We start from the raw sequence: 12,224 nt of genomic DNA on the forward strand, positions 1-12,224 counted from the left end.
CGACAGAACAACCTTGGCTCTGTCTTGGCCAATAACATAATCATCGAGTGTAGTTTTGATTTCTTGTGGAACCGGAAGCCTATCGCTGCTCTCTTCCCCAGTACTCTCTTGAATTTCTTCACGAATGATGTCGTTGCATAAGTCTACGCACTCATCACATATAAAGACGGACGGGCCCGCAATAAGCTTTCTTACTTCGTGCTGACTTTTTCCGCAAAACGAACAGTAAAGCAATTTACCGTTATCTTCGCCTTTACCGTTTTTTTCGTCTGACATTTTTTTTCCCATTCCTGATTTGTTACACGCAACACTGGTTAACGGGCATCCCTGCCTACCAAGCGCTGCCAGGTATATTAATACTTATCGCTTCTCGATCACGGAATCAATTAAACCATAATCGACCGCCGCAGAGCCATCCATGAAATTATCACGATCGGTATCGCGCGCGATCGTCTCAAGATCCTGCCCCGTGTGATGCGACATAATACGATTCAACTTATCGCGAATCGTCAAAATTTCTTTTGTGTGTATTTCGATATCAGTTGCCTGCCCTTGGTATCCACCAAGCGGCTGATGAATCATCATTCTTGAATTCGGTAAACAATGGCGCTTTCCTTTTGCACCACCCGTTAATAAAAATGCCCCCATACTACAAGCTTGACCAATACATAAAGTCGAAACATCAGGCTTAATAAACTGCATCGTATCGTAAATTGACATCCCCGCAGTAACTGACCCACCCGGTGAATTAATATACAGGTGAATATCCTTATCTGGATTCTCTGATTCCAAAAATAATAACTGAGCTACAACCAAATTTGCCATGTGGTCTTCAACTTGACCTACCAAGAAAATCACTCGCTCTTTCAACAAACGCGAGTAAATATCAAATGAACGCTCGCCGCGTGCGGTTTGCTCGATAACCATTGGCACTAAGCCGCTATTGGTAATAATTGATGGTGCTTCGCTCATGGGACCCCTGTAGCTCATTATTTTATCTTCCTTTCCCTACATCGTGGCAGTGCGGACATTTTTCAAGCCCTAAATCAAAAACAGCTGGTAAAATACCAGCTGTTTTCAAGTGTAGCCGAAAAACAAACGTTCTTCAGGCCTGTAAAGAAAATAAGTTTACGCTTGCGCTTGTGCAGACTGCACAGCTTCTTGGTAAGACATTTTCTTTTTCTTAGTTTTTGCTTTTTCCTTAAGAAGCTCAATTACCGCATCTTCAACTACAACAGCTTCTACCTGTGTACGATTCTCTGGCTTATTGTAGTGCTCAATAACCTCTTCAGGTGATTCGTAAGTACCTGCAATCTCTTGAATCTTCTCATCAACCTTAGCTGCATCCGCTTTAATATCGTTATCTTTAACGATACCAGCGAACAACAAACCTGTCTTAACACGCTTAGCCGCCTGCTCAGCGAATAACTCATTTGGAAGCTGAGACAAGTCCATATCTTGACCACCGCCAAATTGCTGAACAGCTTCACGTTTCATCGCATCAATCTCTTGATCAATCAAACCTTGTGGAACTTCAACATCGTTACGATCACCCAGTTGTGTCACCATTTGCTGTTTAAGGTTATTTGCTACCGCGTTCTTAAGCTCACGCTCCATATTCTTAACGACTTCAGCTTTAAACTGATCTTCGTCGTCAGAGTCTACGCCGTACTTACTGAAGAACTCTTGGTCCATTTCAGGAAGTTTAATTTCGATATTCTCTTTTACAGAAACTTCAAAACGAGCATCTTTACCCGCCAATTCTTCGTTACCGTAGTCTTCTGGGAAAGTAACATTTAGTTCAACTTCTTCACCAGCTTTGGCTCCGACCAAACCTTCTTCGAAGCCTGGAATCATTTGACCTGAACCAAGTGTGATTCGCTGATCTTCAGCTGTTCCGCCCTGGAACTGATCATCACCAATGAAACCTTTATAATCCACAACCAAAGTGTCTTTCTTTTTGGACTTACGCTTAACAGACTTAGGCGTACCATGCTGACGACGCAACACATCAATCATTTCTTTAATGTCTTTTTCTTTAATCTCAGCATTTGGCTCTTCAAGAGTAATTCCATCAACCTCGATATTTTCAAGCTCTGGATAAACCTCAACAACAGCTACGAACTCGAAGTCTTTACCTTCGTCAACCTGCTTCGGCTCAAACTTAGGGTAGCCAACAGGGTTAATGCCTTCTTTACCTAGAGCTTCGATATATGAATTGCGCATCAATTCACCGATAACTTCTTGGCGAACTTGACCACCAAAACGCTTCTTAACAACTTTCGCTGGAACTTTACCTGGACGGAAACCGTTTAAGCGCACAGTGCGCGCTGTTTGCTGCAGTCGCTGCTCTACTTCCGTTTCTATTTGTTCTGCTGGAACGCCAATAGTGATGCGACGCTCGATGGAAGATGTTGTTTCAACAGAAACTTGCATGGAAATTCCTCAATTCTCAAAAACTTAATTAACTTTGCTTGCCTGCAACGTAACGCCTTCTAGCCAGACCGCTCAGGCAAACCGCACGCAAATAATGGGGAACGAATAGTAAGAGTCAATACCGCACTTGGCAAGCACTTTATTCACAATAAATGAAGGGATATAAAGTTAGGATTAAAAACTTTGCAAACTAAGTAAAACTTGGTGCGAAAGGAGAGACTCGAACTCTCACATCTTGCGATACTGGAACCTAAATCCAGCGCGTCTACCAATTCCGCCACTTTCGCACATATTTTACTTACAGCAAGGGTTGCCCTTACTTATATAGTATATTGGGGTGGGCGAAGGGGATCGAACCCTCGACCGCAGGAATCACAATCCTGAGCTCTACCGACTGAGCTACGCCCACCATTACTCGGATCAACCATTTAATGGCGCACCCGGTAGGATTCGAACCTACGACCGACGGCTTAGAAGGCCGTTGCTCTATCCAACTGAGCTACGGGCGCTCGAACCCTATCTACTATCTATATACTAGCTGTAGAAGTGGTCGGGGTAGAGAGATTCGAACTCCCGACATCCTGCTCCCAAAGCAGGCGCGCTACCAGACTGCGCTATACCCCGACTTGCCTTGCTTTGGGTTACCCCCTCAACAAGATGGCGCGAATAATACATACGGTTTTGCAGGTCGTCAACAACAAAAACAACTAATTTATTAATTTATTTTTCGGCGCATAAATAGCAACCAAATCCCTTATGTAAAAGTCTTTTTATTCTGATATGAGCATGACAAAATGCCCGCAATTCTACATAGCAACCATATAAAGCAGTTACACAGTCATGAGTGCACAAATAATTGATGGCAAAGCTGTCGCCACACAACTGAAGGAAGAGATCGCAAAACAAGTCGCTGAAAGGATCGAACAGGGTAAACGACGTCCTGGACTCGCCGTCATTCTCGTCGGCGATGATCCTGCCTCTGAAGTTTATGTTCGAAACAAAAACAATGCATGCGAGCAGGTCGGATTTAAAAGCGAAGCGATCGTTCTACCGGAAAGCACTCAACAACACGAATTAGAAGCATTAATAGACAAATATAACAATGACCCCGAAATAGATGGAATCCTTGTCCAACTTCCCCTTCCAGACCACCTTGATAGCGACAACCTTTTAGAGCAAATCAAACCAGACAAAGATGTAGACGGCTTCCATCCTTTTAATATAGGTCGCTTAGCTCAGCGAATGCCACTTTTACGACCTTGCACACCTAAAGGCGTGATCACTCTACTCGAAAAAACTGGACAAACAATACGAGGCAAAGACGCTGTAATAGTTGGTGCCTCAAACATCGTCGGCCGCCCAATGGGCCTAGAACTGTTATTAGCTGGCTGCACCGTAACTACTACCCATCGCTTCACCCAAAACCTTCCCGAAAAAGTATCTCAAGCTGATATCGTAGTTGTAGCGGTTGGCAAACCTGGCCTTGTTAAAGGCGAATGGATTAAACCCGGCGCTATTGTTATTGACGTAGGTATCAATCGCCTAGAAGACGGGACGCTTGTTGGTGATGTGGAATTTGATATCACAAAAGAACGCGCTGGTTGGATTACTCCCGTGCCCGGTGGAGTCGGACCAATGACAGTAGCGACACTTATGGAAAACACCTTATACGCTGCAGAGCAGCTTCACGACTAAAGCAATATCGTATCAATAAAAAAGGCGACCCTTAGGTCGCCTTTTTTACACATAAACACTTGTAAACTAAGCGCGACGCCAGGTTGTCCCATCTTTACCATCGTCAAGAACAATGCCTTGTTCGGCTAACTCATCACGTATGCGATCTGACTCAGCCCAGTTTTTGTCCGCACGCGCTTGAAGTCGCTGAGCAATCAACGCTTCAATTTCATCTTCAGCCAGTCCACCATCTTGTGTCGGCGCTTGTTTAAAATAAGCATCTGGATCCGACTCAAGCAAACCAAGAACGCCAGCCAATTGCTTCAACGTAAATGCAAGCTGATTTTTCTCAGCTGCATCTTTCGCTGAATTAAGTGCCTTAACCAAATCAAACAACACCGCTAGCGCAACTGGCGTATTGAAATCATCACACATTGCCGATTTGAAACGGTCAACATAAGAGACCTCAAGATCAACTTCTGAAATCTCTAATCCACGCAAAGATTGATACATACGATCTAGCGCGCTTTGCGCTTCCGCTAAGCTCGCTTCCGAATAATCAATTTGACTGCGATATTGGCTTGATGTGAGGAAGTAACGCACCACTTCAGGAGAGTACTTTTCAAGCACTTCGCGAATAGTAAAGAAGTTACCCAAAGACTTAGACATCTTCTCTTTATTAACCCGGACAGCGCCGGCATGCATCCAGTAATTCACATAGGTTTCGCCAGTAGCCGCTTCGCTCTGCGCAATCTCATTTTCATGATGCGGGAACTTCAAATCAGGACCACCACCATGAATGTCGAAGGTATTACCAAGACAACAAGTCGACATTGCCGAACATTCTATATGCCAGCCCGGACGGCCTTTACCCCAAGGAGAGTCCCAGTATGCCTCACCCTCTTTTGCAGCTTTCCATAATGCAAAATCTAATGGGTCTTCTTTCAACTCTTCAATACCAACGCGCGCACCGGACTGCAGATCATCGATATTTTTCTTACTGAGTTTGCCGTAACCATCAAACTTCTTAACACGATAATAAACATCACCATTATCAGCAGCGTAGGCGAAGCCTTTCTCGATCAGTGTTTCAGTCATCGAGATAATATTACCCATATGCTCAGTAGCGCGCGGTTCTTGGGTCGGAGGTAAAGTGCCCAATGCTCGTTCATCTTCATGCATAGCATTAATAAAGCGCTCAGTTAAGGCATCAAACGCTTCGCCATTTTCATTCGCACGTGCAAAAATTTTGTCATCAACGTCTGTGATATTTCGAATGTAAGTGACGTCGTAACCGATATGACGAAGGAAACGCGTAATCACATCAAAGCCAACCATCACGCGAGCATGGCCAATATGACAATAGTCGTACACCGTCATACCACAGACGTACATACGAATTTTGCCCTCTTCGATAGGTTTAAATACTTCTTTCTTGCCAGTCAGCGTATTAAATAATTTAAGCTCAGACATTATTTACCACTCCAAACATCACGAAGACCGATCGTTTTATTAAATACCAATTTGTCTGCCGCGTGATCAAAACGATCTGCAACAAAATACCCTTCTCGCTCAAACTGAAAGCTATCTTCTGGCTTCGCTGCAGCTAACGCTGGTTCAACAACGCCTTCATATTCTTTCAAACTATTCGGGTTGATATGGGCTAAAAAATCACCCTCACCTGCATCAGGATTCGGGTCGGAGAACAAACGATCGTAATCGCGAATGGTTGCTTTTACTCCATGCTCTGCAGAGACCCAGTGAATCACACCGCGAGGTTTTACACCCTCAACGTTCTCACCGACAGTACCCGGAACAAGCGAGACCTTAAGCTCAATGATTTCACCCGCATCATCTTTAATCACTTCTTCAGACTTAATAATATAAGCACTGCGAAGACGAACATACTCTCCGCTCACTAAGCGCTTAAACTTTTTGCGTGACAAGGTATTGTCTTCATTGAAGTCAGCTTTATCGATATACAACGTTTCCGAGAATGGGATCACTCTCTCGCCTAACTCAGGTTTGTTTGGATGGTTCGCAGCTTTCATCTCAAGACCTGAGTCAGCCTCATCAATATTAATGACCGTGACTTTAAGAGGATTCATCACGCACATCGCGCGAGGAGCTTGTTCATTCAAATCATCACGAATCGCTTTTTCTAGCTGAGCTACATCCACATCACTGTTGTTCTTAGCGCTTACAGGAATCATTTCACAGAAGCTTTTAAGCGAATTCGGAGTAAACCCACGACGACGCATTCCTGATATGGTTGGCATTCTTGGATCATCCCATCCCGCCACATGATTCTCATCAACAAGCTGCTTAAGCTTACGCTTACTGGTGACCGTATAATTCAAGTTCAAACGCCCCATTTCATACTGAGTTGGCCTAGTAGGAACGGGAAGATTCTCAACAAACCAATCATACAAAGCGCGATGAGACTGAAACTCCAGAGTACAGATGGAGTGCGTAACGCCTTCGATCGCGTCTTCTTGGCCATGCGCAAAATCATAGCTCGGATAAATACACCATTTATCACCTGTCTGGTGATGTTCAACCTTGCGAATTCGATAAAGAATCGGGTCTCTCAAATTCATATTTGGCGAAGCCATATCGATTTTCGCACGAAGAGAAGCCGCCCCTTCATCGAAACCACCAGCTCTCATTGTTTCAAAGAGGTCTAGATTCTCTTCAACAGAACGCTCTCGATAAGGGCTGTCTTTACCGGGCTTAGTCGCCCAACCGCGATATTCAGAAGCTTGCTCCGCACTGAGTTCACACACATAGGCCTTACCTTCTCGAATAAGATGTAAGGCCCACTCATATAATTTATCAAAGTAACTTGAGGCATAACGTGCGTCGCCATTCCATTCATAGCCTAACCAGCGCACATCCTCTTGAATTGCATCAATAAATTCTTGGCTTTCTTTCTCAGGATTTGTGTCATCAAAACGAAGATTACAAACTCCGCCATATTGCTGCGCCAAACCAAAGTTAACCCAAATTGAGCGCGCATGGCCTACATGCAGATAACCGTTCGGCTCAGGAGGAAAGCGAGTAACAACTCGACCTTCGTGTTTATTTGAAGCCAAATCTTCTTCAATAATCGTTTCAAGAAAGTGCTTAGATTTAGTTGGTGCAGTGTCCGACATATATGAGTTTCACCTAGTGAACAGAACTAACAATAGAAAGGGCGCGCATTATACCGGAATACGCGCCCTCTATAATAGACGTTTTATATCTTGGTAATAGAACAGTTCTTAGAAATTGCGTTAACAAAACGCACAAGAGAAGGAATATTGTTTGCAACAATAGGAATGCCGCTAGTCATAAGAGAAACGCTAATCTCCCTTCGAGGGTCGGCCCAAGCCATTTTATTGATTAAACCAATATGCCCATAACAAGCCGAACTATTCGCACCCCAAATACCGACTGGCTTGCCACCAAGCATTAAACCCGCGCTATAACGCATTGGCATCATCAAGGTACGATCAAACTGAACACTCGCAACCTCTTGAATCGCTCGACGAATCGTAATCTCCTTCGCTACTTGCTTTCCCTTCCATTCACCGCCGTTAAGCATCATCTGGAAAAAGCGATTCATTTCTTCTGCTGTTCCCATAATATTGCCTGCTGGAATCACCGCGGACAGAAATCGAGGATCGTTTGTCACATCTTCGACCAAATCTAAAGGCCCACCTAATGCGCGTTTAATCAAATATGAAATTGGGAAACGCGGTTTCAAGCCTATCGCATAGTTCATCGCGACGCGGTCTGCATATTCATCATCAATACCATACTTAAAGTATTTCATGCCCATCGGCTTACGAATACGCTCATCTAAGACTTGCTGAATCGTCTTATCAGTGACCTTGCTGACCACACGCTCGAGAATATAACCGCCCGTCAGCGCATGATACGCCAACTTGTCACCGCGTGGCGAGTCAGGCTCCGCATCGCATAATAAACGCCAAATCGTATCGTTATCCCATAAAGTTTCTACCGGCAGCCCCTCAGGCAAACCGGGAATACCACTGCGATGCGATAGCACCTGATGAATCGTGATGTTTTTCTTGCCATTGCGGGCAAACTCAGGAAGATAAAAACTAATCGGATCATGCAGATTGATCAGTTTCTTCTCGTTTAACATATGCATCAATAGTGCTGTGACCGCTTTAGAAGCTGAGAAAAAACACATGGGAGTTTCAGGTCGCATCAAGACCTTAGGTGCCAACTTGTGGTCTGCTGGTCCATTACCTGAAGCATGTCCAATGGACCGCTGCAAGACCACTTCACCCTTACGTCGCAAGCAAAAAGAAATAGCGGGATGCGTACCCGTCTGATAGACACCCTCAACAGATCGCCAAATTGACTCTACATTTTTAGCCGTCATTCCAACTGATTCGGGGTTTCTTTCTTGCGTTTTATCGATCGATGTGACCTGAGCCAGAGAATCAGGGATAACACTTGTTTTACTTAATCGAGCTTTAACGCGCGGGACATTGAGCGCCGTCAATGGAGCATCTAACAACATAATTTGCCTATTTATTATTAAACTTTTCAATCTTTAACGAGTTCAGATAAGTCTTTACGATAGAAGCTAACTGCTTTTAAAACAAACCCTTAGCCGCAAATCACAACAAAAATTAATCGTCCTCAGCAAAACTAATCCCCCCAAGTGTTTAGTCTGACAGCCCAAAACTGTACAATCGGCGCCGAATGGCTGAGTGCGACTAACTGGCACTGGCATCATGTATCTGTAGATCCAACGGAATAACTATGATTTTATTGAAAACTAATTACGGCGACATCACCTTGGAACTTGATTATGAAAAAGCTCCAGTAACCGCTAAAAACTTCGAAGCATACGTGAAAGACGGTTTTTATGACGGCGTAATTTTTCACCGCGTTATCGACAATTTCATGATCCAAGGCGGCGGTTTTGATGTCGATATGAACCAAAAGCCAACGCGCGAAACCATTGAAAATGAAGCAAACAATGGTCTTAGCAATGACATCGGCACAATCGCCATGGCGCGCACGATGGATCCGCATTCAGCTTCTGCTCAATTCTTTATTAACGTTTCTGATAACGCGTTCCTTAACCACACCTCTGAGACAACTGAAGGCTGGGGTTACGCGGTCTTCGGTAAAGTTGCGGAAGGCATGGATGTTGTTGAAAAAATCAAAAGCGTCAAAACCACAATGAAAGCTGGCCACCAAGACGTACCAGTGAACGAAGTGATTATTGAATCAGCAAGCGTTGTAGAAGCAAGCGCTTAATTCAATGATCTATTTCATCTCCGATTTACACTTAGAAGAGTCTCGACCAGATATAACCGAAGCCTTTTTCTATTTTCTCGACAAAATAGAATCCGACGCAAGTCAGCTTTATATCCTTGGAGACTTCTTCGAAGCTTGGGTCGGGGATGATGAAAACACGCTCCTTCAACAATCGGTCAAAAAGCGTCTTGCTCAACTAACCGAAAGCGGCGTCAAAACCTTCTTTATGGCAGGCAATCGTGACTTTTTGATTGGCCAACAATTTTCGAAAGACACAGGCGTTGAAGTGCTTCAAGATCCAAGCACTATTAACTTGAATGCCGAACCATTACTTCTAGCGCATGGCGACAGTTTTTGCACCAAAGATCTGGCGTATATGAAGTTGCGCCAAATGCTTAGAGACCCTGGATTTTGCGAAACATTTCTAGCACGACCTCTCGCAGACCGACTCACCACCGCTAGGCAATTACGTGAAATGAGCATGGCGTCGAACAAGGGCAAAGACACTGAAATTATGGATGTTACCCCTGAAGAAATAACCAAGCTTTTAGAAGAAAAACAAACACAAGCTTTGCTTCACGGACATACTCATCGACCAGACATTCACGAGATCACGGCCAACAACCAACCTGCTAAACGCATTGTATTAGGTGATTGGGATCAACACATTTGGTATGCAAAAGTCCCCGAATCTGGAAGTATCAAAGATATAAAACTATACAAAGAAGACTTCCCCACCTCTTTATCTAGCTAATACTTATGAATGACTACATTACCACCAGCGACGTGATCATTATTGGTGGCGGCGCATCAGGATTAATGTGCGCAGGATTTGCTGGACAAAAAGGCCTACATACGGTTGTACTAGATCGCGCAAATAAAGTCGGCAAAAAAATACTCATGTCTGGCGGGGGACGCTGTAACTTCACTAATTACTTTGTCGAGCCCGACAACTATCTCTGTGCAAATCCTCATTTTGTTAAATCTGCGCTAAGTCGATATTCACAGTGGGACTTTATTTCACTGGTCGAAAAGCATCAAATCCCCTATCACGAGCGCAAACATGGCGAATTGTTTTGCGACAATAGCGCCAAAGACATTCTTAAGATGCTCATAGAAGAGTGTCCGCCGGATAAGGTCGACATTCGCACTAAGTGCGATATCGATAACATTCAATACGAGAACGATTATTTCGTTCTCAAAACAAATATCGGTACTTTCAAGGCTAAGCAATTAGTCATCGCGAGCGGCGGATTATCTATTCCTACAATGGGCGCTAGCGGGTTCGGTTATCAAGTTGCAGAACAATTTGGGCATTCGGTTCTTCCCACTCGGGCAGGTCTTGTTCCATTCACCTTCAGTGATGCCACCAAAGGGCTTACCGAACGTTTGTCTGGTTTGGCGCATGACAGCGCGATGTATAACGAGCGACGCACGTTTCGAGAGAACATACTGTTCACACACCGAGGGATATCTGGCCCCGCGGCATTGCAACTTTCAAATTACTGGCACACTTCAGAAGAAATACAGATCAATCTATTTCCAGAAACAGATATCGAAGCAGTTCTTTTTGAGGCAAAACAAAATGCACCAAAGGCCATACTCAAAAATATACTCGCAAAGAGCCTAGCTAAATCTTTCGTGCAAGAACTTGAAGATCTGTTTTGGAAGGACCTAGCCACAACACCAATGGGCGAAATGCAAGATAAAGCACTGCGCAAGATTGCCCAGCAACTAAAATCTTGGACACTCAAACCCTCTGGCACAGAAGGCTATCGCACCGCTGAAGTAACGCTAGGCGGAGTCAATACAGATGAAGTATCTTCCAAAACAATGGAAAGTAAAAAGCAAAAAGGCTTATTTCTGATCGGCGAAGTTCTTGACGTTACCGGACATCTAGGCGGCTTTAACTTTCAATGGGCATGGGCTTCCGCCTTCGCGGCGAGTGAATCTTTGAGTCACCACTAAGCTAGCCTGATGTTTTAAAAAAGCTTTGAGCTAATGACGTCAAATCGTCAGAAAAACCATACATATGCCTGTACTGGAGGATTTGCTTACCAACTAACCTCAAGCGGGTTTCAAAATCTGGGAATAGCTGTAGAGGCAAGAGAGGCTCATTGTAAGGAGCGATGTCACCCCTCTGAAATTCAAATGCAATACTAATTCGAGGCGAAACACTCGTCTTCTGACTCTTACCCCCCCAATGGAACACTCTTTGATTCCATATAAATGCAGTCCCAGCTTTTGCTGGAAGCGCTCTAACTGACTGCATGTCCGTGGGAACGTCTTTCGTATCAAACGAAAGATAATATGGATCTTGATCTGCGGGGACCATATACATACACCCATTTTTCGGAGTCGCATCACTCAAAGCAATCCACATTGTTAAGCTTTTTGGCATACCATCATGAGTCAATGTATTGGAGAGTTTATCTCTATGCGGCCCCCATCCAGACTCACTTTTCTTCGGGTCAACATGCCATGCCCAAAAATCAGGCAGCATCAAAGCCTCTGCGCCCAACACATTGACTAATAACTTTTGAAATTTAGCAACACATTGCCAATATTCATCGAACAACATGCAGAAAACGGGCAACATCTGATTTTTATGAAGCGCAATAATTCCATCCCGAAGTTTTGTAACCTCTTTATTGGATAAGACCTCAGGAAATTCTTGATAGCCTTCCGCGACCAAAGTGCTTCGATTTAGCTCTAAATCAAAATACTTGGATTCAGGGATTACTTTGTTTTCAGTTCCAGAAATGCTTAAAGCAGGTAACATTTCTTTCCAAAACTTCTTTTTCTTATACTTGTCGTATTTATTACTC

The 12,224-nt window shown here is 44.1% G+C and carries 11 protein-coding genes and 4 tRNA genes; 4 read left to right on the forward strand and 11 right to left on the reverse strand.

The window, feature by feature from the left end; all coding sequences use genetic code 11:
• The 7 genes from A3739_RS07095 to A3739_RS07125 form a co-directional block, all read right to left on the reverse strand.
• Positions 1-276: ClpX C4-type zinc finger protein (locus A3739_RS07095; protein ID WP_304440265.1), on the reverse strand; the 276-nt coding region annotated here is incomplete at its 3' end.
• Between the two features lie 84 nt (positions 277-360).
• A complete protein-coding gene (clpP, locus tag A3739_RS07100; protein ID WP_197472156.1) occupies positions 361-990 on the reverse strand; it encodes an ATP-dependent Clp endopeptidase proteolytic subunit ClpP in 630 nt (209 codons plus the stop codon).
• A gap of 138 nt (positions 991-1,128) precedes the next feature.
• A complete protein-coding gene (gene tig, locus A3739_RS07105) occupies positions 1,129-2,436 on the reverse strand; it encodes a trigger factor (RefSeq protein WP_068477048.1) in 1,308 nt (435 codons plus the stop codon).
• Positions 2,437-2,638: 202 nt separating this feature from the next.
• Positions 2,639-2,723, reverse strand: a tRNA-Leu gene (locus A3739_RS07110).
• A 46-nt stretch (positions 2,724-2,769) separates the two neighbouring features.
• Positions 2,770-2,845: transfer RNA gene (locus A3739_RS07115), tRNA-His, on the reverse strand.
• Positions 2,846-2,868: 23 nt separating this feature from the next.
• Positions 2,869-2,945 (reverse strand) — tRNA-Arg (locus A3739_RS07120).
• Positions 2,946-2,983: 38 nt separating this feature from the next.
• Positions 2,984-3,060: transfer RNA gene (locus A3739_RS07125), tRNA-Pro, on the reverse strand.
• Positions 3,061-3,276: 216 nt separating this feature from the next.
• Between A3739_RS07125 and folD the strand changes: the two genes are divergently transcribed.
• A complete protein-coding gene (gene folD, locus A3739_RS07130; protein ID WP_068477050.1) occupies positions 3,277-4,131 on the forward strand; it encodes a bifunctional methylenetetrahydrofolate dehydrogenase/methenyltetrahydrofolate cyclohydrolase FolD in 855 nt (284 codons plus the stop codon).
• Between the two features lie 66 nt (positions 4,132-4,197).
• Here the strand turns inward: folD and cysS are convergent, their stop codons facing one another.
• From cysS to A3739_RS07145, 3 genes are all read right to left on the reverse strand, one after another.
• Positions 4,198-5,583, reverse strand: a complete 1,386-nt coding sequence (gene cysS / locus A3739_RS07135) for a cysteine--tRNA ligase (protein ID WP_068474475.1) — start codon at positions 5,581-5,583, stop codon at positions 4,198-4,200.
• A complete protein-coding gene (locus A3739_RS07140) occupies positions 5,583-7,265 on the reverse strand; it encodes a glutamine--tRNA ligase/YqeY domain fusion protein (protein ID WP_068477052.1) in 1,683 nt (560 codons plus the stop codon). Before A3739_RS07140 ends, cysS begins: the two co-directional genes overlap by 1 nt.
• A gap of 83 nt (positions 7,266-7,348) precedes the next feature.
• Positions 7,349-8,647, reverse strand: a complete 1,299-nt coding sequence (locus A3739_RS07145; protein ID WP_068477053.1) for a serine hydrolase — start codon at positions 8,645-8,647, stop codon at positions 7,349-7,351.
• Between the two features lie 245 nt (positions 8,648-8,892).
• Between A3739_RS07145 and A3739_RS07150 the strand changes: the two genes are divergently transcribed.
• The 3 genes from A3739_RS07150 to A3739_RS07160 are packed head-to-tail and all read left to right on the forward strand — an operon-like array spanning position 8,893 to position 11,364.
• Positions 8,893-9,396, forward strand: coding sequence for a peptidylprolyl isomerase (locus A3739_RS07150; RefSeq protein ID WP_068477055.1), 504 nt, complete (start codon positions 8,893-8,895; stop codon positions 9,394-9,396).
• Positions 9,397-9,400: 4 nt separating this feature from the next.
• On the forward strand, positions 9,401-10,150 hold the full coding sequence (locus A3739_RS07155; RefSeq protein WP_068477057.1) for a UDP-2,3-diacylglucosamine diphosphatase: 750 nt from the start codon (positions 9,401-9,403) through the stop codon (positions 10,148-10,150).
• 5 nt (positions 10,151-10,155) lie between these two features.
• Positions 10,156-11,364, forward strand: a complete 1,209-nt coding sequence (locus A3739_RS07160; RefSeq protein ID WP_068477060.1) for an NAD(P)/FAD-dependent oxidoreductase — start codon at positions 10,156-10,158, stop codon at positions 11,362-11,364.
• A gap of 1 nt (position 11,365) precedes the next feature.
• On the opposite strand, the gene A3739_RS07165 is transcribed toward A3739_RS07160, so the two are convergent.
• Positions 11,366-12,224: phytanoyl-CoA dioxygenase family protein (locus A3739_RS07165; RefSeq protein WP_068500869.1), on the reverse strand; the 859-nt coding region annotated here is incomplete at its 5' end.

The sequence above is a fragment of the Oleiphilus sp. HI0067 genome, assembly GCF_001635735.1.

Coding starts and splice junctions, on each gene's coding strand:
- clpP (WP_197472156.1), bottom strand. CDS start 990: ATGAGCTACAGGGGTCCCATGAGCGAAGCACCATCAATTATTACCAAT.
- tig (WP_068477048.1), bottom strand. CDS start 2,436: ATGCAAGTTTCTGTTGAAACAACATCTTCCATCGAGCGTCGCATCACT.
- folD (WP_068477050.1), top strand. CDS start 3,277: ATGAGTGCACAAATAATTGATGGCAAAGCTGTCGCCACACAACTGAAG.
- cysS (WP_068474475.1), bottom strand. CDS start 5,583: ATGTCTGAGCTTAAATTATTTAATACGCTGACTGGCAAGAAAGAAGTA.
- A3739_RS07140 (WP_068477052.1), bottom strand. CDS start 7,265: ATGTCGGACACTGCACCAACTAAATCTAAGCACTTTCTTGAAACGATT.
- A3739_RS07145 (WP_068477053.1), bottom strand. CDS start 8,647: ATGTTGTTAGATGCTCCATTGACGGCGCTCAATGTCCCGCGCGTTAAA.
- A3739_RS07150 (WP_068477055.1), top strand. CDS start 8,893: ATGATTTTATTGAAAACTAATTACGGCGACATCACCTTGGAACTTGAT.
- A3739_RS07155 (WP_068477057.1), top strand. CDS start 9,401: ATGATCTATTTCATCTCCGATTTACACTTAGAAGAGTCTCGACCAGAT.
- A3739_RS07160 (WP_068477060.1), top strand. CDS start 10,156: ATGAATGACTACATTACCACCAGCGACGTGATCATTATTGGTGGCGGC.